The sequence below is a fragment of the Rothia sp. (in: high G+C Gram-positive bacteria) genome, assembly GCF_030540545.1.
In the GTDB taxonomy this organism is placed as follows: Bacteria; Actinomycetota; Actinomycetes; order Actinomycetales; family Micrococcaceae; genus Rothia.
This window is the reverse complement of sequence record NZ_JAUNVZ010000001.1, coordinates 46,021-72,261: the sequence shown is the minus strand read 5'-3', so window position 1 is coordinate 72,261 and position 26,241 is coordinate 46,021. Positions and strand designations below refer to the sequence as shown.

The 26,241-nt window shown below is 54.8% G+C and carries 25 protein-coding genes; 10 read left to right on the top strand and 15 right to left on the bottom strand.

Annotated features, from left to right (window positions below; translation table 11 throughout):
- Positions 1-29 precede the first annotated feature (29 nt).
- From Q4P78_RS00370 to Q4P78_RS00340, 7 genes are all read right to left on the bottom strand, one after another.
- The gene (locus tag Q4P78_RS00370) at positions 30-995 is read right to left on the bottom strand and encodes a glycosyltransferase family A protein (RefSeq protein WP_303338325.1); all 966 of its coding nucleotides are present in this window, start codon (positions 993-995) and stop codon (positions 30-32) included.
- Positions 982-2,115 carry an acyltransferase gene (locus Q4P78_RS00365; protein ID WP_303338324.1) on the bottom strand — a complete coding sequence of 378 codons (1,134 nt, stop codon included), beginning with the start codon at positions 2,113-2,115 and terminating at the stop codon, positions 982-984. Before Q4P78_RS00365 ends, Q4P78_RS00370 begins: the two co-directional genes overlap by 14 nt.
- Before the next feature lie 50 nt (positions 2,116-2,165).
- Positions 2,166-3,461 (bottom strand): hypothetical protein, encoded by a 1,296-nt coding sequence (locus tag Q4P78_RS00360; RefSeq protein WP_303338323.1) that lies wholly within the window; start codon positions 3,459-3,461, stop codon positions 2,166-2,168.
- A gap of 9 nt (positions 3,462-3,470) precedes the next feature.
- Positions 3,471-4,346 (bottom strand): glycosyltransferase, encoded by an 876-nt coding sequence (locus Q4P78_RS00355; protein ID WP_303338322.1) that lies wholly within the window; start codon positions 4,344-4,346, stop codon positions 3,471-3,473.
- Positions 4,347-4,367: 21 nt separating this feature from the next.
- The gene (locus tag Q4P78_RS00350; protein WP_303338321.1) at positions 4,368-4,760 is read right to left on the bottom strand and encodes a DUF2304 domain-containing protein; all 393 of its coding nucleotides are present in this window, start codon (positions 4,758-4,760) and stop codon (positions 4,368-4,370) included.
- On the bottom strand, positions 4,760-5,497 hold the full coding sequence (locus Q4P78_RS00345; protein ID WP_303338320.1) for a glycosyltransferase family 2 protein: 738 nt from the start codon (positions 5,495-5,497) through the stop codon (positions 4,760-4,762). Before Q4P78_RS00345 ends, Q4P78_RS00350 begins: the two co-directional genes overlap by 1 nt.
- Before the next feature lie 92 nt (positions 5,498-5,589).
- A complete protein-coding gene (locus Q4P78_RS00340) occupies positions 5,590-7,581 on the bottom strand; it encodes a DUF6541 family protein (RefSeq protein WP_303338319.1) in 1,992 nt (663 codons plus the stop codon).
- A 248-nt stretch (positions 7,582-7,829) separates the two neighbouring features.
- On the opposite strand from Q4P78_RS00340, the gene Q4P78_RS00335 reads away from it, so the two are divergent.
- Positions 7,830-8,357, top strand: a complete 528-nt coding sequence (locus tag Q4P78_RS00335) for a flavin reductase family protein (protein ID WP_303338318.1) — start codon at positions 7,830-7,832, stop codon at positions 8,355-8,357.
- A gap of 42 nt (positions 8,358-8,399) precedes the next feature.
- The gene (locus tag Q4P78_RS00330) at positions 8,400-9,659 is read left to right on the top strand and encodes an acetylornithine deacetylase (protein ID WP_303338317.1); all 1,260 of its coding nucleotides are present in this window, start codon (positions 8,400-8,402) and stop codon (positions 9,657-9,659) included.
- 88 nt (positions 9,660-9,747) lie between these two features.
- On the opposite strand, the gene Q4P78_RS00325 is transcribed toward Q4P78_RS00330, so the two are convergent.
- The 6 genes from Q4P78_RS00325 to Q4P78_RS00300 form a co-directional block, all read right to left on the bottom strand.
- Positions 9,748-10,377, bottom strand: a complete 630-nt coding sequence (locus Q4P78_RS00325) for a VanZ family protein (protein WP_303338316.1) — start codon at positions 10,375-10,377, stop codon at positions 9,748-9,750.
- Between the two features lie 172 nt (positions 10,378-10,549).
- Positions 10,550-10,957, bottom strand: a complete 408-nt coding sequence (locus Q4P78_RS00320) for a CrcB family protein (RefSeq protein WP_303338315.1) — start codon at positions 10,955-10,957, stop codon at positions 10,550-10,552.
- Positions 10,957-11,412, bottom strand: a complete 456-nt coding sequence (locus Q4P78_RS00315) for a CrcB family protein (protein WP_303338314.1) — start codon at positions 11,410-11,412, stop codon at positions 10,957-10,959. Before Q4P78_RS00315 ends, Q4P78_RS00320 begins: the two co-directional genes overlap by 1 nt.
- Positions 11,413-11,637: 225 nt before the next feature.
- A complete protein-coding gene (locus tag Q4P78_RS00310; RefSeq protein ID WP_303338313.1) occupies positions 11,638-14,403 on the bottom strand; it encodes an MMPL family transporter in 2,766 nt (921 codons plus the stop codon).
- A gap of 172 nt (positions 14,404-14,575) precedes the next feature.
- Positions 14,576-16,267: a cell wall metabolism sensor histidine kinase WalK gene (locus Q4P78_RS00305; RefSeq protein WP_303338312.1), complete on the bottom strand. Its 1,692-nt coding sequence runs from the start codon at positions 16,265-16,267 to the stop codon at positions 14,576-14,578.
- A gap of 16 nt (positions 16,268-16,283) precedes the next feature.
- Positions 16,284-17,027: a response regulator transcription factor gene (locus Q4P78_RS00300; RefSeq protein WP_303338311.1), complete on the bottom strand. Its 744-nt coding sequence runs from the start codon at positions 17,025-17,027 to the stop codon at positions 16,284-16,286.
- 493 nt (positions 17,028-17,520) lie between these two features.
- Between Q4P78_RS00300 and Q4P78_RS00295 the strand changes: the two genes are divergently transcribed.
- The 8 genes from Q4P78_RS00295 to Q4P78_RS00260 all read left to right on the top strand — a co-directional run bounded on the left by Q4P78_RS00295 (position 17,521) and on the right by Q4P78_RS00260 (position 25,203).
- The gene (locus Q4P78_RS00295) at positions 17,521-18,369 is read left to right on the top strand and encodes a PRD domain-containing protein (protein WP_303338310.1); all 849 of its coding nucleotides are present in this window, start codon (positions 17,521-17,523) and stop codon (positions 18,367-18,369) included.
- A gap of 297 nt (positions 18,370-18,666) precedes the next feature.
- The gene (locus tag Q4P78_RS00290) at positions 18,667-19,644 is read left to right on the top strand and encodes a mannose/fructose/sorbose PTS transporter subunit IIA (RefSeq protein ID WP_303338309.1); all 978 of its coding nucleotides are present in this window, start codon (positions 18,667-18,669) and stop codon (positions 19,642-19,644) included.
- Positions 19,644-20,525, top strand: a complete 882-nt coding sequence (locus tag Q4P78_RS00285) for a PTS mannose/fructose/sorbose transporter subunit IIC (protein WP_303338308.1) — start codon at positions 19,644-19,646, stop codon at positions 20,523-20,525. Before Q4P78_RS00290 ends, Q4P78_RS00285 begins: the two co-directional genes overlap by 1 nt.
- Positions 20,526-20,534: 9 nt before the next feature.
- Entirely contained in the window at positions 20,535-21,395 is an 861-nt protein-coding gene (locus Q4P78_RS00280) for a PTS system mannose/fructose/sorbose family transporter subunit IID (protein WP_303338307.1), read from the top strand.
- 192 nt (positions 21,396-21,587) lie between these two features.
- Positions 21,588-22,382, top strand: a complete 795-nt coding sequence (locus Q4P78_RS00275) for an HAD-IIB family hydrolase (RefSeq protein WP_303338306.1) — start codon at positions 21,588-21,590, stop codon at positions 22,380-22,382.
- A 92-nt stretch (positions 22,383-22,474) separates the two neighbouring features.
- Complete coding sequence (locus Q4P78_RS00270) at positions 22,475-22,912, top strand: hypothetical protein (RefSeq protein WP_303338305.1); 438 nt, start codon at positions 22,475-22,477, stop codon at positions 22,910-22,912.
- Positions 22,913-23,239: 327 nt separating this feature from the next.
- Positions 23,240-24,373 (top strand): LLM class flavin-dependent oxidoreductase, encoded by a 1,134-nt coding sequence (locus Q4P78_RS00265; protein ID WP_303338304.1) that lies wholly within the window; start codon positions 23,240-23,242, stop codon positions 24,371-24,373.
- Positions 24,374-24,402: 29 nt separating this feature from the next.
- Positions 24,403-25,203 (top strand): CE1759 family FMN reductase, encoded by an 801-nt coding sequence (locus Q4P78_RS00260; protein ID WP_303338303.1) that lies wholly within the window; start codon positions 24,403-24,405, stop codon positions 25,201-25,203.
- Between the two features lie 108 nt (positions 25,204-25,311).
- Here Q4P78_RS00260 and Q4P78_RS00255 read toward each other — a convergent pair whose 3' ends face one another.
- On the bottom strand, positions 25,312-25,551 hold the full coding sequence (locus Q4P78_RS00255; RefSeq protein WP_303338302.1) for a hypothetical protein: 240 nt from the start codon (positions 25,549-25,551) through the stop codon (positions 25,312-25,314).
- Between the two features lie 12 nt (positions 25,552-25,563).
- Positions 25,564-26,046, bottom strand: a complete 483-nt coding sequence (locus Q4P78_RS00250) for a hypothetical protein (protein WP_303338301.1) — start codon at positions 26,044-26,046, stop codon at positions 25,564-25,566.
- Positions 26,047-26,241 lie beyond the last annotated feature (195 nt).

Genomic DNA, 26,241 nt, shown 5'->3' with positions numbered 1-26,241 from the left:
ATCAGAGAGGACAGGGACCTACAGGGTTCTTAGAGCCCGTATTGTTTACGGGCGTAGGCGCTATAGAAAGCCTTGTAAGCGGCCGGGGACATCTTCAGAAGCGCAGCAGCGGCACCTACCATCCTATTGCTTTGTAGAGCACCAATAATCTGCTTCCACTCCAGCATTTGACGGCAGCGGCGCACAATGGCCTGCGCCTGCGTCCCTCCAATTAGCAGAGCTTGCTGAGCGTTGAGCAAAATAACCATTGCCCGAGCAACATTAAAGGCGCTGGCAATGCGAGGATTGTGCAGGCGATCTCCCAGAATCCTCTCTAGGTGCCCAATATGATCCTCCGTATTGGTCACCGGAGGTAAAGAACCCCAGGTCAAGCCAGATGCATTCACACGGTACACATAGAGCGATTCGCGAATAATAGCCATCTGGGAGACGTTTGTTAATAGGCTCAGGGAGCCAACACCGTCATCACCACGTTGCACATTCTGGGGGTAGTGGTAGCCTCGGCACACATCGGTGCGGTAAATCTTATCCCAGGTAAAGGGAGTAATCTGGTCGTTGAGGTAATCAACGAGAATCTGCTCATTATCCCCGTAGTACTTCTCGTTCTGCGGGCTGCGATCACGTTCCGAACCGTCGGGGTAAAGCATCGAATGACCGGCAGCAACCACCTGTACCTGAGGATACCGTTCAACGGCGGCATGCATCTTTTCCAAGTAATCGGAACGATAAAAATCATCCGAATCAAGAAAAGCAAACCACCGGCCGCGAATCAGATCCATGGCGTAATTACGAACCTCAGAGCTTCCACGATTGATGGTCTCTGCGTATACTTTCACCCGAGGATCGGGGTTAGCATGCAGATACTCCTCAATCACCTGCTGGGAGTTATCCGGAGATGCATCAATAATAATCAGCAGCTCAAAATCGGGGTCCGTCTGAGCCTGCACAGAACGAATCGCTTCGATCACCGTATCTGCCGTGTTATACACGGGCATGATGATGCTCGTTCGAGGTATCATTGCCTCCACGGTTCTTCTCCTCTACCTTGCCTTGAATCATCGGGTGCCGCACATAATTGAGCGCCGGCTTTTCGATACACTTCCATGATACCCACGCCAGCGCCACCGTAATAACAAAATCTAGTGCAATATTGAGCGCCCAGCCCAGCGACACACTACCGAGCATCACCAGAATCTGCTGCACCGGCCAAGCGTAAATATAGATTCCATATGAAATATCGTTCTTACGGCCAATGGGCACATTCATGAGAGTGGAAGCGCCAATGCACAGCACCCCATAAGCCACCAGAAGGTGCGTCCAGTCTTGAATCCCTATCTTCCAATAGGCTGCCCACGTAATCACGAGCCCCAGAGCCACAGACCCATACCCCACAAGAGGAATGCATCGAATCCTATCACTATAGGCATAGAGCACAGTACCGGCAAAGAAAAGAGAGTACATGAGGGAATTAACGTAAAACCATCGCATACTCCATCCAAAGGAGTCATAGATAAATTCCGGGTAGTTAAGTCCCACAAGATAAAAAATAGTAATGGCTAGGTACACCGTTAGCGATGTTATTTTTAAATACTTCCTGAAGAGCGGTGTATACATCAGCGGAATCAGAAAGAGATAAGCAAACCATTCAAACTCCAGGCTCCACTGAGAACCATTCCATACTTTTTCGTAGGGGACATTGACGGGGCCACCCATCAGAGAAAACGTGCTATCCACCAGGTCATAATTCTGTTGCCAATAGTGCAGAGCACCACTCCAGGTCCATCCAGCGGGTAGATGACCGGTGCGCTCAGCGATGGCTCCACCGGCAAAAATAACGAAAAGAACCGAAACCCACCAGGCGGGGAAAATACGGGCAATACGCTTTACCAGGTAGCTACCCAACCCGCTACGCGTAGCACTATGGGCAATCAGAAAGCCCGAAATACAGAAAAAGCCGTTTACCGCGTAGTCGCCAAAGACATAGAGATGCTGCAGAAAAGGGTCTGCGGGTACGGCTTCTCTACCCAGAACGATATAGGGTGTATGGGATATAATCACACCGCTTGCCAGAATAAGCCTGACGAAGTTCAGGGAATTCTCCCTCTCAAGAATCATCTCCCTGAGAGTCGGATAGGTTAGGGCTTTATCCCACATGCGGTGTCCTTTTAAGTCATATTAGCCTGAGCGTTAAGACGGTTCACTGCCCACAAATGTACGCATATACCCACAATGGGGCCGCACATTAATGCCGCAATTGCCCTGACTACAAGCGGTAATGGCACGATAAATACCACAAGACACGTCATAGAAGCCGCCGCAATCCACCCTAGCATATATCCTCGGTGCAGACCCACAGCCAAAGAAATATTACCTGAAAGCGTCAATAACGCCAGGAGAGCAGCAGCGAATACCAGAGCCGCCAGCACAGGGCCGGTCACAACCTGCGCATAGACATCTACTTCACTGGGCTTTGCCGGATAGAGCAGGCTAAAGAGCCAAGGACCAATGACCCAGGCTGCAGCAGCACCCACAGCACCAACGCCCACAACCGCCGCAGCCGGCTTGATAAATGCCTGAAGAGGGCGATGCTTTTGCTTCACAAAAGCCGCAATAGCAACCCCCTGGAAAACCACCAGGGGAATCATAATGGGAGAACGAGTAATGGAAATAGCCAGAATCAGAATAGATAAAGCAATAACCTCCGTACCGCTAATATCCTTCTGCGAACTATTAAGAACCGCGGGGAATCCCAACATCAGCACCGCCGAAGCAATAGCCGATATAAGAGCCCACCCAAGATTCTTGGCGAGCTGACCAGCTTCTACATCGGCGCGTGCCGACCACGCGGCACGCCCCGCCACCACAGCAATCACCAAAAATACCCACAACATCATGGGCGCAACGGTCGCTATTTCCATACCCATCAGGCTGGGAACCACAAACGCTGCAGCAATCATAAGCACCAGGCGTCCCATGGACTCCACCGAGCCAATGGCGGCAAAGAAATACCAATGATGATTACCGGCACTCGCACCGCTCAAAAATGCCTGCACAATATAGAAAAATACACCGCAGGCAATAGCCCCCACCGCGCTATAAGGCGATATAGGCACCTGTGCAGGAGCCCACCACCATGCGGTAACCAGCACTAAAAACGCTGCCACAGCACCAAAGAGCAGAATAACCGGGACAATACGTGCCTTATACACGTAGGTGTGGTGTGCCGAGGTGACAGCCCGAGTTACCTCGGGCTGCACCCCGGTCATAATACTGGTGCAGGCAAAAAGAATCGACCAGAAGATCAGGAACTCTGCCAGCTCAGGCCCTTCAAAGACGTGCTTAATAATGACCGTAGCAGCTAGCGTCCCTATAGCCGAGAGAAGAGACGAGCCCGCCAAAGCCGCCGAATGGCTGCGCTTAACGGTAGTCGCCTCAGCTGCCGGATTTTCTTCTGCACCCATAAGAATGTCTTACTTCACCACGTGGTTAGCTAGGTTCTTCACACCGTTCCACTTCTTTGCCAATGCGGCCTTGGGCAGCAGGGTCAAAGCGTGCATACGGGAAGAGAAACGAATGCGAGCAATACGCGCCGCACGAGCCCAACCCAGAGCAGACATTTCATCGGCGATATCGTTAAAGTAGCCGCGCTCCTCATCGAAACGGGTGCCTTCCAGCGCACGCCAGGAGGAGTCAGAACCACCGTGACGGCGGTACATAAATGCCAGGGTCGGATCGTAGTACAGGGAACCGCCGCGCATCGCAATATCCAGCACCAGAGCCATATCCTGGATAACGTTCAGACCCTCGCGGAAGCCGGTGCTGAGCATCATGTCAGCGCGCCAGCCCAGGGAGGGGAAGTAGAACCAGGTACCGCGCAGCAGCGATGCCACCAGATCTTCACCGCCCAGAACGGTAGCTTCCTTGGGACGGTAGTATGCCTTGGTCTTCTCCACCAGGGTGTTGGATGCAGCGTTGTTCTCATCAATCACCACAACGCCGGGCTGGAAAATGCTTGCTTCAGGGTGGGCTGCCGCTGCATCCACCAGCCACTGGACGTAATTGGGCAGCATAACATCATCAGCGCCCATCACGGTTACCAGCTCATTCTCAACGAAGGTCAGGCACTTGCGGTAGTTCGCATTCGCACCCAGGTTCGTTTCATTGCGCATATAGGTAATACGCTCATCGTTGAGAGACTCAAACCAGCCGGGGATAGAGTCATCGGGGTAGCCATCATCAACAACAATCAGACGCCAATCGGGGTTAGTCTGAGCAACGATAGACAGAACAGCCTGCTTCATCATTGCAACGTCACCGTAATACGGGAATAGAATATCAACAGTCATTTTTACTCCACACTAGATTCTTTAACGATCCAAAGTCTCTGAGGTTTTCTTGTAGGTATCTTCAGCAGAAGATCCACTCTCCCCCTGCCTGAGCCGCGCCTTAATAATGGCAACCTCTTCAGCTAGTACACGGTTTTTCTCGGAAAGAGAGGTCAGTTCCAGGGTCAGGTGCAGGCATACACCAATCAGCAACATAATGGACAGCAAGAAGAGCAGGTTCACCGGGGTTGCAATACCCACCGCTGTTGTAATGCCATTAAGAATATTCGGAAAGGCACCCAACACAATAATGACGGCAGAAACGCTCAGCCACAAAAAGGCATACTTCTCGTGCATCTTACGGGTGCGTACCTGAGCAATCACCAGCACGGAAATGCAGAGAGCAAGGATCAGGAAAAAGACATTACTGCTCATTACAACACCTGCTTCTTACGGCTCATAGAAATTGCATAGGAGAAGAGGGAACGCACCAGGTACACTGCGGACTTCATCGGGCCGGAGGACGGCTCACCGCCCTGACGCTCACGCATAGTCACCGGCACCTGACGTACCCGCAAACCATTGCGAATAGCCATAGCCGTAATATTGACGGTATCCCCCAGGTACTCCGCCGGCAGGTTCTTTACATAGAAATCAATACCGGTACGGTTGGCAATCTTAAAACCACTGGTCACATCGGTAAACGGGGTGCCCGCAGCGCGGGTAAAGAGGAAAGATAGAAGACCCATTGCCCACTTTCGCGGACCGGACACCTTATAGTCGCTACCCTCAGCAAAACGGGTACCGACCACAATATCGTATCCCTCAATAGCCTGCTGCAAGTCAGCGATACTGCGCGGATCGTGCTGGCCGTCGGAATCCACCTGCAGGGCATAGTCATAGTCCTGCTGCTGTGCGTATCGGTAACCGGTGCGCATAGCAGCACCGACGCCCATATTGTACAGCTGATCAATCACCAGGGCGCCGGCCTCACGGGCTACCCTGCTGGTATTATCGGTGGAGCCATCATTGACCACGACAATATCCACCCCGGGTGCCTCCCTGCGGATTTCAGCAATGGTTGCACCAATTGCTTCTTCCTCATTCCAAGCAGGCATAATGACCAGAGTGCGCGCTTCTCGAGACGATTCGTGATGTTCTGTACGTTCCATAGTTCTACCCATTAATGCTACATCATTGGTGATGGCCACCCGCTCATCACAAGCCGCAGTGACCATCACCCGAACAATATCTCGCTAGCCTCTTAGCAGGCAGAAACCTTATACAGACCGACCTTGCCCTTGGTGTAGACAGGAGTCAGAACACCCGAGCGCTTAACCCCAATAAATCCGGGGTACTGGTTAGAAAATACATTATCCACCTGCTTCGTGCCGAAATCTACATAGTAGTAGGCTTTAGCGGCACGAACAGCCTCGCACACCTTCGGATCAGTCAAAGCATTCTTCAGGCCGCGATTAATAGTCTCAACCTCAGGGGTTGGGGTATACAGAACATGCTTAGCGGTTACGTTATAACCGGTGTAGGCATAAATAACCGAAGAACCGGTATAAGGCTGAATAATAAGAGTCTCACCCTGCGGAACATACTCAGGAATATGATCGATGACGTCCTTTTCATCGGTAGAGAGCAGCAGGCTATCCTCAGTCATCACATAGTTTGCATAGGACAGGTGAGTCATCGCAGTCATAGGATGACTACGCTGAGTTTGTACCGCTGCACCCACAAAGAGCAGGGTCGTCACAGTCATAACCGCCACGGCAGGCAGCTTCCACTCAGCCAACTTAGTACGGACATAGGTCCACGCAGTCTGCACACCGTATGCGGCAAGAGGAGCAGCAAAAATAGGCAAAAGTGCAGCTAGGCGGTAATGGTCGTGATACCACACGCCAACCCAGAAGTAACGCTCTTCCTCCCACGCGAGAGAACGAGCCATCACAAAGAACAAGCCAACGAGCAGCCAGGAGGCAACCACCCAGCGCCCCTTATCCTTGCGGACAATCAGAGTATATGCACCAATCAGGGTAAAGGCAGAAATAACAATCAGAATGGAGCCAACACCAATGGAGGCATTACCCAGCATCTCACCCCACGCCTGGGAATCCGACAACTTGGGACCCCAGGGGCCAGCGTGCTTGAGCGGGCGGACAATATTCCACAGAACACCCAGAACAATCGGGTACAAGCTCAGAAGCACAAGCTGCAGAATACCCTGTCGAACGGGCACCTCACGGCGAACCATAGCAACGCACTGCAGCACCATACGGATCACAATGAGCGGAAGAGCGAAAAGCAACCAGCTCATCAAAGTATTCGGATGCGCCAGAGCCAATGCAATAGAAGACCAGAAGAGCAGGTACAGGGCACTCGTGGAGGAAAGGTAGCGCGTAGCGCACACACGCACCAGCTGAGCCCCCATAGCAAATGCAGCAGGAATAATAGCAAGACCCAGAGCATTGGGGTACAGCACACCATAAAAAACAAGAACCAGAGGGAAAGAGCTAAAGGAAGCAGCTGCAACACCTGCACCCACAATGCCCACAATATTAAGGTTCAGAGCAACGCGCACCAGGTACATCAAAGAAACCGGCCATACCAGCGCCGATATCACAAGAGTAACGACATTGGCGCTGGCAATAACGCTCGTACCGGCATACATATATACCAGGGCTGCAAAAGCATGCCATACACCGGGGTAGAAGACCTCATCGCCACCGGTCATTGCCGCCAACGTCAGCGAAGATGCATTGCCTTCCTCAGCAATATATCGAATAGCATTGACGTGGAAATTAACGTCATAGGTCTGAGGAAGATTCTCCGGCAAGCCAATACCATTGACAACCTGGCGAATCAGCAAAAGAGCACCAATAATAATAGCGCCGTAGGTTACCCAGGAAACACGAGAAGACCACTGAGCGCGTTCTACCGGTTGTTCAGATACGCCCAGCCAACGATAAGAATCCGCCCAGCCAAAACGCTGCGCCAAGCTCATAACAGCCCATCCCACAGCAGCAATAAACAAAGCAGTTGCAAAGGGGACAAAAATCGACCATCGAACACCCAGCTTTGCTGCCGCAATGGAACCCACTGCCACAGTAGATGCCGACAGGATAGGGGCAATACCCAGAGCCGCGATACCTCGCTGCCTCAAAGTTACTGCAATCAGCAAACCCGGAGCGATGAAGATAAATACTGCAAAAATAATCGCTCCAGCATACGGCAACCAAGCAGAGTACATGAAACCTCTTCTTCTCGTGGGTATAGTGCGCATATAGGCAGCTCCTTAACGGAAGCTCAACCTACATCTATAGATTCTACCTGTCATCGCATAGAGTATCGCCATTGGCTCCGTATCGTTACATGACATTATGTGTCTTAATACGTCACAGAAAGTAACGCTACGCCATATTTCGACATTCACTAGGCAAAACAGTGCCCCCGGGCATAGTCTAAAGAAGAACATGCAGCCGCAGAGAAAGACAGATTATGACCGTACAGGGTATTAGCGAAGACACCGCAGAGCTCTTCAAGCAAGCATTCGGCAACCACCCCGCCGGAGTCTCCATCCTCACCGCAACCACCGACGCCGGCGAACCCGTGGGCATGACCGCCTCCTCCCTGGTCTCGGTCTCGGCAGATCCTGCAATTGTTGCTTTCTCCCTCAAATCTCTCAGCGGCACCGCAGCCGTTATTAGCGAGGCTGATTCCTTCCTGATTCATATGCTCAATGCCGATAATATCGCCCTGGCAAAGACCTTCGCCAAGCCCGGCCTGCCCCGCTTTGAAAACCCCGAAGAATGGGAGACGCTCAGCACCGGCGAGCCCCTGCTGCACGGTGTTGGGGTCGTTGCCCGCGCCGTACCGCTTAGTCGCGTGGCGGCAGGACCGGCGCTGGTAGTTACCGCGCGCATTGAAGAATTTATTCGCCACAATACCGAGGGTGCTCCCCTGGTCTACCACAGCCGTACCTTCCACACTCTGGGTGAGCACTCCAGCGTGGAATATATGATTTAGTACAGACATATTTACCCTACCGGCACAAGGATTGGATACACCGTGAGCCAGGATCTTCCCGCCTCCTACCCATGGATTGCGCGCCTGATTTCTATTCCCACTGAAAGCGGCAGCAGCAATCTACCCCTGATTGAAGAGCTCGAAAAAGCCTTTGGAGAATACGGTCTTGAGGGTGTGCGCACCTATAGCGAGGACGGCACCCGAGCCAACCTCTTTGTGACCGTACCCGCCAGCGACGGGCAAACCAACGGGGGCATTGTCATCTCCGGACACACCGATGTGGTGCCCGTAGCCGGTCAAGACTGGGACTCTGATCCTTTTGAGGCTACCGTGCGCGGCACGCGACTATACGGTCGCGGTGCCTGCGATATGAAAGCCTACCTGGGCGTTGCCATGCACCTGCTGCCCGAGCTGATCGCCTTGCGCGCCGCAGGCTCCCTGCGCCTGCCCGTGCACTTTGCTTTCTCCTATGATGAGGAGATCGGCTGTGTGGGTGCGCCCTCTATGATCCAAGAGTTTAGCGCTCGCGGTATTCAGCCTACGTTTTGCGTGGTGGGTGAGCCCTCCAGTATGCGCGTGATTTCAGCGCACAAGGGCGCTCACCGCGGTCGCGTGAGCTTTACCGGTATTGCTAAACACGGCTCCCTGGCGCCGCACGGGGTTAATGCCACCGTACCGGCAGCAGAGTTTTCGGTCTTCCTTAATGACCTGGCGAATTCATGGGCAGCTGAGGGCCCTTTTGATTCTGATTTCGTGGTGCCGCATTCAACCGGTGGCGTGAACTATCTGCGCGCCGGTGTTCAATACAATATTGTCGCCGAGCGTGCCGAGCTGGAATATGATTTCCGCACTCTGCCGAGCGTGAGCACCGAGTCGGTTCTTGAAACTTTGGATGCGGAGCTTCTGGGCCCCATTACTCAGCGTTTTAGTGCAGCGGCTGCGCGCGCTGAGCAGCTTGCGGAGGCACCCGCCGGTTCCCTAGTTCAGCGCCTGGAGATCAAGCATGAGCTGCTGGCTCGCGTGCCGGGTCTAAAGACCGCAGATGATGCTCCCCTGGTTCTTCTGGCTCAGCACTGGCTCAATAATGCAGCGGCTCCCGAAAAGGTCACGTACGGTACCGAAGCTGGCCAGTTCCAGCAGGCGGGTGTTCAGTCCATTATTTGCGGCCCGGGCGATATTGCTCAGGCTCATACTCCCAATGAGTGGATTGAGTTGGATCAGATTCGTGCCTGCGAGGATTTTATTCGTCAGATTTTTGTGTGGGCGGCCAAGGGTACCGAAAGCACCGCCGCTCAAGCATAGTTGGCTATATAACTCTATGAATAGATGGGTGTGTATCTCATATGAGATACACACCCATCTATATTTCTATTAAGCTATATACCTGTATTTATGCGCTATGCAAGTCTGCACTACGGGAAAATAGCGCTTTCCATAGCGAACGCAGAGCATACACCACAAGCGCACCCACCACAGCACCCAGAGTGTTATTGAGCAAATCATCCACATCAAAGGTGCGGTAGGCGCATCCAGCAATACCCCAGTTACCGGTCAGCTGACTCAACTCAATAAAAGCCGAGAGAGTAAAACCTGCGATTGCGGTCTTGAGCAGATCCCATTTCAAACAACCCGCGGTAAAGAACCCCAGAGGGATAAAAAGAGCAATATTGAAAAAGAGCTGCGCAAAGTTACGGGTCAAAAACACCTGCGGGAATCCCGCAGAAGAGCTCTGCTCCCACGCCTCCTGCCAACTCCAGCCCAGGCCAAAACGTGGATAGTACAACCCCGACGTGCAATAATCCGACTGCACATCAATGGGGGTGAGGGTAAAAGCAAGAATGGACGCCAAAAAGAGCGCAAAGGCGCCGCTGAGCAGATAGTGCTTAAACCCCACCCGATGGTTCAGGCGACGGCCGCGGTAGACCATGGCAGTAAAACCCACCGCGCAGAGAATAAGGGTCAGCACCGTAATCTCGGTACCGAAAACATACGCCATATGGCGATTGAGCAGATCTTTCATGGGCGCGAAGCGCCTTAACCTTTCCAATGGGTCAGGTAAGCCCTGAGGTGAATGAGTCAGTGAGCCTCTATCGTATCGCGCCCATCTATGATTTAGCTGTGATAAGCACCGTGAGAGAACACACCCTCATTCCCTCGGGGGCTCTAGATCAACGCCACAGCGCCCTGTTCCCCTAACGCAAGGAAGAAAGAATCTGCATGGTCAGAATATAACTCAGGGACACAAAGACCACCGCAAGCATAAGCTGACCCGCCCACAGAAGAAAGAAACGGTAATAGGCGCGCTGAGCCAAAGCCTGCACCGCCTCCACCATAGCGGTCGAGAAAGTCGTAAAACCACCCAAGAAGCCCAGCATGAGCACGGAGAGAGTCTGCGCCGTTGCCGATTCCAAACGCGGGTTATACGCGCAGGCAGCCAGTACACCGTAGAGTAGAGAACCGACAATATTGATGATGACCGTGGGGGTAATCCACAGCCCCAGGGGGTGGTTCTTAAAGCGAGCGCTCAAAGAACTATCGCCCAGATAGCGCAGCACCGATCCCAGACCGCCGGCGCAGAAAATAGCCAGAGTATAGAGCATTAGTTCTCCCCTTCACTCTCTGCGCCCGGGTGCACCGGTTCAAAACCGGGCAGCACGCGCGCCAGCAGGTTACCGATAAAAACCCCGGCGGCTGCAGCCAGCAGACCGCTAAGTAGGGTGAGCACGAAGAAGAGCTCTACGGGAGTGCGGGTGCCGAAGCTCGTAAAGAGCGGACCGTAATTGAGCACTCCGGCAATTGCGGAATAGCTGGTAAAGCCACCCAGCAGACCGGTACCCAGCAGCAGGCGCTGACCGCGGGTATCCCGCGGGCTGGCTGCCCAGAGGGCGGTGAGCACGCCTAGCAGCAGGGCGCCCAGGGTATTCACTATGGAGATATTCAGGGGCGCAAGCACTCGCAGCAGGGTGCCGGTGCCTCCGCCAATAAAGACCAGGATGAGGGGGTGGATGCGGTTCAGCAGAGCCTCAGGTGGGCTCTGCGGGTTATTGGTGGTCATTGATATCCTTCGGTTATTTGTGTGTGTGAACCGTAGTACGAGGCACAAAGTGAGGTACTGCGGCTCTATCCACCATAAACCCGGCCGCTATCTACCCGGTAGTTATGGGCACTTAAATTACGTCATATAGCCGTCGATGCGCCCACAGCCAGCATCAATACATAGATAAAGGGGCTACCCGTTACGGGCAGCCCCTTTATCTATCTCGTTCTATCTGGCAGCAGATTACTTCAGCTCATCAGAGTCCAGGGTGGGTCGATAGTTCTTATCCACCGTGGTAATGGACTCGGTTGCCGGAGAAATATGCTCGGGAAGCTTCAGTTCCATTGCCGCGGTCTGCAGCTCCGGTTCATATTCTTCCTCAGATTCTTCCTCGATCTCTTCCTTGGCGCTTTCAGGCTCTTTGCTCTCCTCATCCGCGCTATCTTCGGCGGGCTCGGCAGCAGCTTCTTCATGCGCCGCGTTCTTAGAAGCCAGTTCCTGCTCAAACTCCTCGTCATCCTCGTCCTCTTCAGGATCAACGGAGTCCTCGGATTCGCTCAGGGAAGCACCCTCAACGTCCAGCTGCGGAAGCACACGATCCAGCCAGGCGGGGATCCACCATGCCTTATCCCCCAGCAGGGTCAAAACCGCGGGGGTGAGGGTCATGCGCACAATAAAGGCGTCCACCAGCACGCCGAACGCCAGACCAAAGCCCATGGGGCGAATCATTGCCGACTCAGCAAACATAAAGCCGCCAAAGACCGAAATCATAATGATCATTGCGGCAACCACCACGCGCACCGCATGGTTATAACCGGTCACCACAGCCTGGCGAGCCTCACGGCCGTGCACATACTCCTCGCGCATACCCGACACCAGGAACACCTGGTAATCCATTGCCAGACCGAAAAGAATACCGATCATGAGCGTGGGCAGGAAAGAAAGCACCGGGCCCGGATCGTGCACACCAAAGATGGAACCCATAAAGCCCAGCTGGTAAATTGCCACCACGGCACCGAAACTTGCCAGGATCGACCCCAAAAAGCCCACGGTTGCAACCAGGGGAACAATAATGGAGCGGAAAACCAGGATCATCACAATAAAGGACAGTCCCAGCACCACAGCCAAGTACAGGGGCAGCTTGGAGGCGAGAATCTGAGAGACGTCAATATTGCCTCCGGTCAGACCCGTCACGCCCAGGCTCACCTGGGTGTTCTGCACATCCACGGTGGATTCGCGCAGCTGCTGCACGAGTTTCTCGGTCTCTTCAGACGCCGGGCCGTGGGTGGGGATTACCTGGAAAACCTGCAGGGTGTAATCATCGGTCTGACCGGCGGGGATGACGGTTGCAACATTGTCCTTGGACTTAATGAAGGACGCAATGGCAATCTGCGTTTCCTCGCTCTTGGCCTGATCCATGCCCTCCGGGGTGTGAGCAACCACGAGAACCGGGCCGCTCATGCCCTCACCGAACTTTTCCTTGACCTGCTGGTATGCCTTGTAGTCGGTGCTCTCCACGGCGGAGGCGGAGGCATCGGGCAGGCCCAGGCGCATCTGGCTCATGGGAATGGCGAGCGCACCCAGCAGCATAATGCTCAAGGCAATGGTTGCCACGGGGCGTGCAGTCACAATCTTGACCCAGCCGTGAGGGTTCTCGGCGCGGTGTTCCCGCTCCTGCTGCAGAGCCTGAATCTTCTCTTCGCTATCCACCTGTGCCCAGAGCTTGGCGGGCATAATACGGCGACCAATAACCGACAGGACCGCCGGGGTCAGGGTGACGGACACCAGCACAGCTACCGCCACGCACAGTGCCGCCGCATTACCCATATAGCCCAGGAAGGGAATACCGGTCACGTTCAGAGCCACCAGGGCAATAATCACAGTCAGGCCGGCAAAAACCACGGCGTTACCGCTGGTGCCATTTGCCAGAGCGATGGAGCGGCGCATCTCTTCGCCACGCATTAGGTTCTGGCGGTGACGGTTGACAATAAAGAGGGAGTAGTCAATACCCACCGCAAGACCGAGCATCATGCCCAGAATATAGGTGGTGGAGCTCATCTGCACCAGGGAGGAGAAGGACAGAGTACCGAGCACACCCACGATAACACCCACCAGCGCCATGAGGATAGGCAGGCCGGCGGCGATCAGGGTGCCGAGCATAACGATCAGCACGATGAGGGCAATAGCAACGCCCACAATCTCGCTGGAGCCCATGCCGCCACCGGCGGTTTCGGCAATGCTCTGGCTAAAGTTCACCTGCAGACCTTTGAGGTCCGCATTCTTAAAGTAGGACTGCAGTTCTTCCTTGGCCTCTGCGGAGACATTGGGGGTGCTGCGGTCAAAGATCACGGTAGCAATGGCGGTACTGCCGTCTTCGGAAACCGCATGGTAGGAGGAGAGCAGATTGTAGAGCTTCTCCTGACGCTCAAATTCGCTCTTCTTGGAGGGGAATTCCTTCTGGGACTGCTCCAGCTGAGCTTTCTGCTCGTTGACCTGAGTCTGCTGTTCGGCGAGCGCCTCAGCGGGCGTACCCTGGGCAATGGCGCCGTCGATCTGAGCCTGGGCGTTATTAATCTGGGTCCAGGCGTCAGCAAATTGGGGCTCGGCACCGTTAATCTGCTCGCGCGCGTCGTGGATCTTCTGCGCGGCGTCTTCAAGCTGCTGCTTCTGGGCGAAGGGGTCCGTCACGGAGTCAACCTGCGACACGTGCTTGGCGACGCCCTCGAGGGTGGAGGTAAATGCCTGCTGCTGCTCGGCGCTCATGGCGCTACCGTCAGCGGTGGAGACAACCACCTGGCCGGTGCCCTTATTGGCGCTGGGGAAACGCTGAGCCAGCTCGTCGCTTAGCTGCTGGGTTTGGGAACCGGGGATGGAGAAGGAGTTCGCTAGGGTGCCGTGGAATGCGCTATAGCCGGTTGCTGCCAGGGCGATAATGAATACCCAAATAGCGATCATATTCCAGGCAAAACGCGCCGAGCGTTCGCCCAGGCGGTAAAGAAGCTGTGCCATATATGTCCTTGAGACTGTGATGTCGAGTGGTTGGTTAATGAAGGTGCTAATGAACGGTGCATTAAATTCGGTGTGTACCGATGCCCGGGTTCACGATCCGAGCAATGGTATGGAGGGTACCTATTCTACAGGTACCCTCCACGATGAGTTCTATGCCTTAGCTGCTCTAGCGCTAGATATGCTTGCGGTAGTCCAGGGGCACGCGAATCTTAAACTCGGTGCGTCCGGGACGCGATGCCACCTCAATGGTACCGCCGTGCGCCTGCACAATCGCCTGCACAATGGACAGGCCCAGGCCGGTGGTACCGTCGGATCCGGAGCGTGCCTTATCCGCGCGGGAGAAACGGTCAAAGATCTTGGAGATAAATTCGGGTGCAATACCCGGGCCGTTATCCACCACATTGATCAGGGCGTGCTGCCCGTCAGCGGAAATGCGCAGACCGGCAATAACGGTGGTGCCGTCATCGGTGTGTTTGCGCGCATTGGAGAGCAGATTGAGAATGACCTGCTGCATCTGCATTTTATCGGCGTACATTTCCACCGGGATATCCGGAACATCCAGTCGCCATTTGTGGGTGCGCGCGGCGACCTGAATATCGGAGATGCTTTCAATCAGCAGCTCGGTTAGATCCACCATTTCGTATTTGGGTTCGCGGCCCTCATCCAGGCGGGCAAGCAGCAGTAGATCTTCTACCAGGCGGCGCATACGGTCCGTTTGGGAGTCAATGCGCATGAGGGAGCTTTGCCCCTCATCGCTCAGGGCTTCGGTCCAGCGCATCATATCCGCGTACCCCTTAATGGAGGCAAGGGGCGTGCGCAGCTCGTGGGAGGCGTCGGCAATAAAGGCGCGGATCTGCTGTTCGGTGCGGTCGCGAATGGTAATCGCCGAGTCCACATTATTGAGCATCTGGTTCAGGGCGTAGCCCACCGCTCCCACTTCTGTATCGGGGTCGGCGTCTCGTTCCTGCACGCGTACGGCGGAGTCAAGGGTGCCGCGGCTCAGATCGGTGTGTGCTACTTCCAGTGCCACTCCGGAGACTCGTTCCAGGGGCTGCATGGTGCGGCGGATAATGACCGATCCCAGGGCGCCGGCACCGATCATGACGGCAAGGGATCCAATGACCATGGCGGTCACATAGAGCCCCAGGTAATCCTGGGTGGTTTTCATGGGCACGCCGGTAATCAGAATGTCACTTTGAGGGTTTTTACCCTTATATGCCTTAACCAGGTAGTCACCGATACTGAGTTTTACAATATAGTACTCTTTACCATCAGCCGGGGCGGTTTGACCGTCATAGGCTCCGTTTTTATAGGTAAAGAGAGTGTTCTTATCAGCTTCGGTTAGTTCACGAACTTTAGAACTGGTATTGCCGTCGGTGAGCTGACCGGCGAACTCAATCTCGTCGCTACTGCTCACACACATGCTAATCAGACCGCTCTGCTGACCGGGGGTCAGCAGGGGGTTGTGCACACCCTCGCTGCTCTGGCAGGTGTAGCCGCCGCCGCCTCGGTCACTAAATCCGGGGCTTTGGGCGCGCTGCGATGCCTGATTCAGACTGGTTTTAAGCTGATTGGTCATGGACTGCTCAAGCACCACATAGGTACTTACACCGGTCAGCAGCATGGCAACGCCCAGCAGGCTAATCATCAGGGCAATGATTTTGGTACGCAAGCGCAGATTAAAACGCCAGAGGCGGCGCTTGCGAGCGGGTTTCAGGACAGCGCTAGGAGCACCGGGAGCACTATATCCGGTGCTGATTTCTGCTGCCTGTCCATGTGAGAGCGGTGCCTGTGTCTGAGGTACGGGTGCAGGCTGCGGGGCGGGCATGCCGGCGGGCGGCACGGAGTTGGGGGGAATACTCACTAGTTAAGAGGGTTCCTTAGATAGCCGGGCGCAGCACATAACCGGCGCCACGCACGGTGTGAATCATGGGTTCACGACCCACGTCGATCTTCTTACGCAGATAGGAAATGTAGAGTTCGACAATATTTGCCTGACCGCCGAAGTCATAATTCCACACATTGTCCAGGATCTGGCTCTTGGAGACCACGCGCTTAGCGTTTTCCATCAGGTAGCGCAGCAGATCGAACTGGGTTGCGGTCAGCACAATGGGGTCGCCGCCGCGAGTTACTTCACGGGTGTCCTGGTTGAGCACCAGATCACCCACGACCAGTTCAGCGTCATCTACGGCGGTTACACCGGAGCGCTGCACCAGGCGGTGCAGGCGAATCATGACCTCTTCCATGGAGAAGGGCTTGGTGACGTAGTCGTCGGCACCGGCGGCAAGACCCTCAATACGGTTATCCACGGAGTCTTTTGCGGTCAAGAAGAGGCAGGGAACCTCGGGGTAGAACTTGCGGATGCGACCAAGCAGTTCAATACCGTCAAAGCCGGGCATCATAATGTCCAGAACCAGCACATCGGGTCGCCAATCGCGGGCCACGGCAAGGGCGGAGGGGCCGTCTCCTGCCGAGCGCACCTCCCAGCCGATCATTTTCAGACCCATGCTCACGAGTTCTTTGAGCATTTCTTCATCGTCCACCACCAGGGCGCGGATGGGGCTGCCGTCGGGGTGTTCAAGGGCGGGTAGATTCTTGGCGATTTCTGTTGCTTTAGTGCTCATATATCTAAGGTTACCGGGCTTTGAGAGCACCTGAGCCTAAACCTATGAATTTTTTTCATAAACTTTAGTGCTCACAGCGAACCGGCGCGGCTGCAGAAAACCCTGTTATAACGATTCCGTATGTACACACCCCTAAAACCGTATATACCAGGCACACCCCATTTTAGCCCGGAATATCAAGGAAGTAGAGGCCTAGGGGTCAAAACCGTATATACCTCAACACTGAAACCGTATATACCTTTTATCCTCGTACTCGATCCCACCAAAGGCAGTTACTCTTCGCATTGCACAGCGCTATCAGCAGCCGCTCCAGAGACCGAAACAGACACTTACACCACCTGAGAGCGTAAAGGCCCAAGAGTTCAGATAAAAGCACTCACCCCAGGTGAAATGGGGCTAAAATTAAGGATAAGCATTCCTGAGTTTATATCCGTATTCACTCACCGGATAGACCTAAGCACCCCGAATCCACGAGTCGACAAGGAGGGACAGCGTGCGCATTAGCCGCATTTACAACAATAATATTGCCCTCCTTGAGGACTCCACCGGCAAACAATCGGTGGTTATGGGTCGCGGTATTGCCTTTGGTAAGCGCAAGGGCGATATGATCGACCCGTCCAAAATTGAGCAGACCTTTGTACCCGAGCAGGGCATCTCCCCCGAGCGCCTCTCCTGGTCTCTGACGGAAATCCCCGCCGATATTCTCAGCATTGCCACGCAGCTTGAGGCGCAGGCTCGCGCCGACTCCACTCTGGCGATTGCTAATTCCTTTATCCTGCCTCTGGCGGATCACCTGCACTATGCACTCATTCGTGCTCGCGAGGGTACTCGGGTTCAGTACCCTCTGGAGCCGGAGGTAACGGTTCTATATCCCCGCGAGGTCACCTACGGTCGCCAGGCTCTGCAGATGGTTGCCGAGCGAACCGGCGTGCGCCTGGATAGCGCGGAGGCAATCCCCCTGGCGCTGCACCTGGTGAATGCCCAGTTTGCCACCGCGGATATGTCGCGTGCCTTCCGCATGACCGAGGTTTTCGCTCAGGTTTTTGAGGTGATTGAGAGCGCCTACGGTCGCACTATTGACTCCTCCTCTATTTCAGCGGCGCGTTTTATTACCCACCTGCGCTATTTATTTGTGCGCGCCGACCAGGGAAAGCTTGAATCGACCGGCATTTCTCAGCCCAGTGTTTTAGCTGCCGTGCGTGCAGATGCGCCGGAGGCTTTTGCCTGCGCACAGAAGGTGCTCATGCTTTTAGAAATGCAGATGCAGCACTCTCTACGCGAGGATGAACTGACATATCTGACCATTCATATTGACCGTCTCGCCAAGGATATTTGGGGTTAAACACCATGTCAAGACTATATAGATGTTCAACTATATAGCTATTCATATATTTAAAACCTCCAATTTCTACTGGTCTACACCGCTTTTATCCTTCCACCCATTCATTGCTCACACTATTGATTCATTATTGGTCTGACCACATACCCGGCGAGTGAACAATATCCACATTCCAAACAGTGTATAGATACTATGATTTTCCCCTCGTGTGAAGCGCCTAACGTGCTACTATCAAAGAGACCCCGCGCCACTTAGGCACGGAGCAACTCACATCCATTCGCACTTCACGAGAGGACCACTATGGTCACCATCATTGTGGCAGCACACGGTGAGAGCGCTCCGGCGCTTGTATCCACTGCCAGCATGATTCTCGGGAACCTCGAGAATGTTCACGCGGTCACCTTCCTACCCGGTCAGGGTCCGGAAGATCTGCAGGCAGAATACGCTCGCATTGAAAAGGAAAGCGGTGCAGAAGAAGTTCTGCTGCTGGTAGACCTTTTCGGTGGCAGCCCCTATAACGCTGCAGTACTTTTTGCCGCAGAGCGCGAGAACATCGATGTTGTTTCCGGTGTTAATATCCCCATGCTGGTTGAAGTTATCAGCGCCGCAGGCCGCAAGAGCGCAACCCTGTCCTCCTTGGTTGCCAAGGCACATAAAGCGGGCACTAAGGGTATTCGCTCCTACCAGGAAGCAAACCAGCCCGACGCCGCTGCCAAGCCCGCGGAAGCTCCCAAGCCCGCAGCAGTTGAAGTTCCGGCTGAACAGCAGGTGCCCGGCGGTCATATGGACGCCGTCTTTATGCGCATTGACTCCCGCCTGATTCACGGTCAGGTTGCCGGCAGCTGGGTGCCTCACGTAGCACCTCAGACCCTGATTGCAGCCTCCGATAATGCGGCAGCCGATAAGCTGCGCAAGACCCTGCTGCTGCAGGTCGCTCCTACCAGTGTGAAGACCAACGTTCTGGATATTGCCAAGAGCGGCCGCGTCTACTCCAACCCCAAGTACACCGGCATGAAGACCATGTTCGTGGTGGAAAACCCCGTGGACGCACTGCGTCTGCTGGATGAAGGTATTGAAATCGCCGAAATTAACGTCGGTGGCGTGACCTTCAAGCAGGGCATGGTTCAGCTTTCGGATGCGGTCTACGCCTCCGAAGAGGACCTGGCTGCGTACCGCGAACTGCTCTCCCGCGGAGTAAAGCTGACTCTGCAGAAGTTGCCGAACCACTCTCCGGTGAATTTGGCAAAGGTTTTGAAGGATAAGGGGTTGGATAAGTAATGAGTCCTCTCGCATTTATTTTGGTCATTATTGTGGCCTTTATTGCCGGCGTGGCGTCGGTGGTTGATGAGCGTCAGTTCCACCGCCCGCTGGTTGCATGTACCCTCATGGGTCTGGCTCTGGCACCGGGTTCTGCTGACCCGGGCTGGGCTATTTCTACCGGCATTATGCTCGGTGGCGCTCTGGAGCTCATCGCTCTGGGCTGGATGAACGTGGGCGCCGCAATGGCTCCCGACTCGGCTCTGGCCTCCACCATTTCCGCTATTGTGGTGATCCAGGGTCACCAGGACATCACCACCGGTATTGCTGTGGCTGTACCCCTGGCGGCAGCGGGTCAGGTGCTGACCATTTTTGTCCGTACCATTACCGTCTTCTTCCAGCACCAGGCTGATAATTTTGCCAAGACCGCAAACTTCCGCGGCATTGAGGCAATGCACATTTCCGGTATGGTGCTGCAGGGTCTGCGTGTGGCTATTCCGACCGCAATCGTGGCGGCTATTAGCACCGACTCCCTAAACGCTATGCTCAACGCTATCCCCGCCGAGGTGACCATGGGTCTGCGTATTGCAGGTGGCATGATTACCGTGGTTGGTTTCGCCATGGTGGTGAACATGATGCGTTCCAAGGCTCTTATGCCCTTCTTCTTCCTGGGCTTCATTGCTGCTTCCGCTATCCCGGCTGGCCAGTCCATCGCGGTAACCGGTGGCCCGGCTGATCTGTCCGTGGCTCTGTCCAGCATGGCTCAGCTGAACCTGGTGGGCATTGGTATTCTGGGCGCTATTTTGGGTCTACTCTACACCCAGCTGAACCCACTCTTCCACAAGAGCGAGACTGTTGTGGTTGCTGCCCCGTCCAATGATCTTGATAACGAGCTGGAGTAGGAGAATCCCGTGAGTGAAAATCTGAATCTTGAAAAGCAGACCCGCGAAGTTCCCGAACTGACTCAGGGCGATAAGATCAACACCTATTTCCGTTCGACCTTCCTGCTGGGTTCCTTTAACTTCGAGCGTATGCAGTCGATCGGTTTCGCGGTCTCGATGATCCCGGCGATTAAGCGTTTCTACAGCACCAAGGAAGAGCAGGCGGAGGCGCTGACCCGCCACCTGGAGTTCTTCAATACCCAGCCGTGGGTTGCATCCTCCATTATGGGTGTGACCGCAGCTATGGAGCGCGAGAAGGCAGCCGGCAAGGATATTGACGACGCCGCTATCACCAATGTGAAGGTGGGTCTAATGGGCCCGCTGGCTGGTGTGGGTGACCCGATCTACTGGGGTACCGCACGTATTGTGCTGGCAGCTATTGGCGCATCCTTCGCTATTGCCGGCAATATTCTGGGCCCGTTGATTTTCTTCTTTGGCCTGTCCGCTATCCGCTGGGCAACCCGCTGGTACGGCTTTAAGTACGGCTACGAAAAGGGTACCGAGATTGTATCGGAGGCGGGCGGTAACACCTTGCAGAAGATCACTCAGGGTGCCTCCGTGATGGGTCTGTTTGTGATGGGTGCTCTGGTGTACCGCTGGACGAGTGTGAATATTCCGCTCAAGCTCACCGAGTACACCGATCAGACCGGTGCTCATGTAGATGTGACCGTTCAGTCCATCCTGAATCAGCTGCTGCCGGGCCTGGCGTCGCTGGCGCTGTGCTTCCTGTGCATGTGGCTGCTGAAGAAGAAGGTTAACGCTATCTGGATTATCTTCGGTCTGTTCGCCGTGGGTATTGCGGGTGCCTACACCGGCTTCCTGGGTCTCTAAGATATGAGAGTGTAATCTAAGCTTGTATGAGCTTTAAAGCCGGCGTGTTCCTTATATGGGGCACGCCGGCTTTTCTATGCCCGCTTTTCTGTACAGGCTTTTCAATACCGACAGGCTGGTCTTTCCACTATTTTTGGAAACTGGCAGCACGTACACTGGATAGTAGAAAAGTCTAGGGATAGGAGCGCAGCTATGACCATGGCAATGGCTTTTGATTTTGACGGCACGATTTTATTTCAGCACGGCGTAAGCGGCGAGGATCAAGCCGCTATTGCGCGCTGGCAGCAGGCGGGCAATCTTGCGGTGGCGTGCACGGGTAAGAGCATTTATGCCGCACGCTATGCCCTAAAAGACACCTCAATTCGCTTTGATTACAATGTGCTCTATACCGGTGCTGTGGTGACCGATGCTGATTACACAGTTTTGTATAAGCAGACGCTACCGGTTGATATTGTGCGCTCCTGTGTTGAGAAATGGGGCGATCATCAGGGTCTAGCTCTTTTTGCAACCAGCCTGGAGTATGATTTCCGCTTGGGTGGTGCGCTGGATTCTTCTACCAGTATTTTGGCGGCTTTTGAACCCCTGGCGCTAGAGGATCTGGAGAGCCACGAGTATGTGGGTATTCCCTTCTGGATTCCGGATGCGCGCCTGCGCGATGAGGTCTACGAGTGGATTCTTGCCAGCTTCGGTGAGCGCATTGATTGCCATAAGAATCAGGACTTTTTGGATATTGTGCCACCCGCTTCTTCAAAGGGTACGGGACTGGATTGGCTGGCACGCTATCTTGCTCCGGCCGAGTATACCTGGGTGAGTGTGGGTGATTCTTATAATGATATTCCCATGCACCGCTGGGCTGATGTGAGTGCTTCTTTTGAGTGTTCTCCCCTGTCGGTCAAGCGCGCGACGGATCGCGTGATTACGAGCACCCATGAGCTCATTGATGGGCTGCTTGAGGAGCCGATTGAGCGCTCGGCGGCTGCGAAATAATACGCGCACTATCTATAAAAATATCCGGGGGGAGGAGTCAATGTTTCACGTGAAACATGATTATCACCCTGCAGAGTTAGGATTTTAGGTTTATGAGCGAGAAGAACCCGAGCCTGGGTGAGATTTTCCGTGCCGAGGCACGCGCTTCCCTGGTAAAGAATCAGAGATTGAAGCCCCCGAGCCCTATTGTTCCCGCGACCACCCTGTCGGTGGTTTTGCTGGCTACCACGATCGCCATATATCTTCTCTGGCAGAGCGCATGGTGCTTGGTTCCCCTGGCACTCATTCTGGTGCTTATGTGGGTGCGCAATACGATGGTGCGTAGTTTCTGGCGTGATTTTGCGGCTCTGGAGGCGGCACGCATGGCATGGCAGGCTGAACCTAAGCAGGAGTATCTGGATTTTATGGCGGAGTTGTCGGAGCGTATTTTGAGCGAAAACAAGGCACTCACGGCCTCGGCTCGCGCGAGCATTGAATCTTTTGCCATCTTCGCTTCCAATCCTCAAGCCGATAATGCCGAACAGCATTAGCGATCACCACGCTGCTATCGACCCCGCAAGAACATACGGGGTCGATTTTTATATACCGAAATACCAACCATTCCCACACCCCACCCTGAGCAGGTAGAGAGCGAGAGCTTCAAATGTTTCATATATGCAATATTTGAAGTATGACTCGGGCCTCCAATGAGAAGCCCATCCCACATCGGCACCACCATAACTCAAATCGTAAACCTGTCTAACAAGCAATAACAACCATTCCCAACCTCACACTTTCCAAATACTTTACATGTAAAGTATTTTCCTGTAGACTGGAGACATCCAAGAGATAGACAGCATCAATGAAAGGAAAAACTCATGGAATTCGGTATCTTTAGCGTAGGCGATCTGACCCGCAACCCCCTCACCGGTGTTACCCCCAGCGAATACCAGCGTCAGAAGGACCTGGTCACCATCGCAAAGCACGCGGAAGAAGTAGGCCTGGACGTCTTCGCAACCGGCCAGCACCACAACCCGCCCTTTATCGCATCCTCCCCCACCACCACCCTGGCATATATTGCGGCACAGACCGAGAAGATCACCCTCTCCACCGCAACCACCCTGATTACCACCACCGACCCGGTACGCATCGCCGAAGACTACGGCACCCTGCAGCACCTGGCAGACGGCCGCACCGACCTGATGCTCGGCCGCGGCAACACCGGCCCGGTCTACCCCTGGTTCGGCAAGGATATTCGCGAGGGCGTGGAACTGGCCATCGAAAACTACGCCCTGCTGCACAAGCTTTGGCGTGAAGAGCGCGTGAACTGGTCCGGTAAGCACCGCACCCCGCTCAATGGCTTCACCGCAACCCCGCGCCCCCTGGATAATGTGGCACCCTTCGTCTGGCACGGCTCGATCCGCACCCCCGAAATCGCCGAGCAGGCAGCATTCTACGGTGACGGTTTCTTCCACAACAATATCTTCTGGCCCAAGGAGCACACTCAGCGCATGATTGAGCTCTACCGCGAGCGCTACGAGTACTACGGCCACGGCACCGCCGAGCAGGCAATTGTGGGTCTGGGTGGCCAGGTCTTTATGCGCAAGAACTCCCAGGACGCTAAGAACGAGTTCCGCCCCTTCTTCAATAACGCACCGGTCTACGGTGGCGGCCCCTCCATGGAGAGCTTCATGGAGCAGACCCCTCTGACCGTCGGCTCCCCGCAGGAAGTTATTGAGAAGACCCTCTCCTTCCGCGAGTACGCGGGCGACTACCAGCGCCAGCTCTTCCTGGTGGATCACGCGGGTCTGCCCACCAAGACCGTTCTGGAACAGCTGGATCTGCTGGGTGAAGAGGTCGTGCCCGTTCTGCGTAAGGAATTTGAGGCTCTGCGTTCCCCAAATGCGGCTCCCGCACCCACCCGCAAGGTCATGCTCAAGCGCCATGCTGAGGGCAAGATTGCTCTGCCCGGCGGTGTGCACACCGACCCTTCCTACAAGGGCGTCAACTAAAACAGCTCGCGTCGAATAGATAGGAATATATGATGATTACTCTTCGTATTGCCCTGGTCAGTGCAGGTCTTTCGGTTCCCTCCAGCACGGCTCTGCTTGCCGACCAGCTGGGAGATGAGGCTCGCGCCCAGTTTGCAGCCTCCGGCACCGAGATTGTTATTGAGCATATTGAGTTGCGCGCTCTAGGTAACGATATTATGCAGTACTTCTTGACCGGCATCCCCTCCCCCGCTCTGGAGGCGGCTCACAGCACCATTGCGGATGCCCAGGGCGTTATTGCGGTAACCCCGATTTTCAAGGCGAGCTACTCGGGTCTGTTCAAGTCCTTCTGGGATACTGTGGACGAGGGTTCCCTTGCCAAGACCGTGGTACTTCCCGCGGCAACTGGCGGCACCGCGCGTCATTCCCTGGCGATTGAGTCCATTCGCTCTCTGATGGGATACCTGAAGGGCATTGTGATTCCCAGTGCGGTCTTTGCGGCAACTGCGGACTTCGGTTCGGACGCAACCCTGCCCAATCGTATTCGCACCTCGGTCACCGAGTTTGTGCAGCTCACCGGCGCCCTGGCGGGTCTGCCTCTGGAGCCCGTTCAGGCTCCTGTAGCGGCAGCTCACGCTGATGCTCCGGTGGTTCCCGGTGCTCAGGTAGACGGTGCCCTGGTGGGCGAGAATGCTCCCTTTGACGAGGCGGGCGGCGCCAATAGCGGTTCCTTCTTCGGTGTGGCTCGCGGCGGTGTTTCGCCCTTTGATGAGCCCGCAGCTAAGAAGAGCAGCCACGGTTTTAGCGTGACTCCCTTTAGCCAGATGCTGCAGAACCTGCAGCAATCTTAAAGGAGGTTATCAGTACCCGTTCCTTGATGCATGCAGTCTATACAAATATCCCCCGGATAGCTGAGCTATCCGGGGGATATTCTGTCTCTTAGCTGCCGCTATGGTTGCTTAGCGTTTGGGGGCGTTCTTCTTGGGAGCGCGCAGCACATCATTATGTGCCGCTTCATCAATGGCGTGCAGGCGGTCGCGATTGGCAAGGACCACCAGCGCCATGGCGTTTAGCGCCAGGCCCACAATGAAAAGAATCCAGCCAATGAGCATATAGCGGGTGCCGCTAAAAATAGCGCCCATGAGCAGCAGGGTAATGGAGAGCAGGTACGCAGGGGATCGCAGGAAGGAAGTGTTCATGGCTCTCTTTCCTTAGCGAGCGCTACGCTTGGGTAGCACGCTACGGCGGGGAGCTACTACGGGCTGGGACTGGGTTTCAGCCTCATCAATATCTGCCTGGGAGGCTTCGGCAGCGCGTTCTGCGGCATGCTCGGCTGCCTGTGCCTTTGCCTTTTCAACTGCCTGCTCTGCCGCCTGGCTCTTTGCCTCGGCGCGAGCAATACGGTGGTTATCGTAGTTTTCCTGCAGCTGGTTTTCAACATCGTGGATCTGCTGTTCCGCCTTGGCGCCCAGGTTATCCAGGCGTTCAATAACCGCCGGGGTGCTCAGACCTGCCTGGCGGGCAATCATCAGGTACACGGCGTAGAAGTTCAGTCCCAGTGCCAGCAGCAGCAGGATCATGCCCAGCACGGAGAGCCATACGGTGGAGCTGGAGTATGCCAGGGCACCAAGGAAAATGGCCGCGATGGAGGTGTAGTAGGCGGGGGAGAGCTTTTTGATCAGGCTAAGGTCCATTTTTCTTTCCATAGACAGCGAGTAAGTGACAATATTCAGTACCAGCTATATAGCGAAGTTGCTATATATAAATAGGTACTCCCCTTATATTCTAGGGGAAAAGGTGCATAAACTACACTTGCGCCGCCATATTCAGGATAAAACTCCAAGAATATGACGGCGCAAGAGCCTCAAGTTCTCCTTGACCTATTTCTC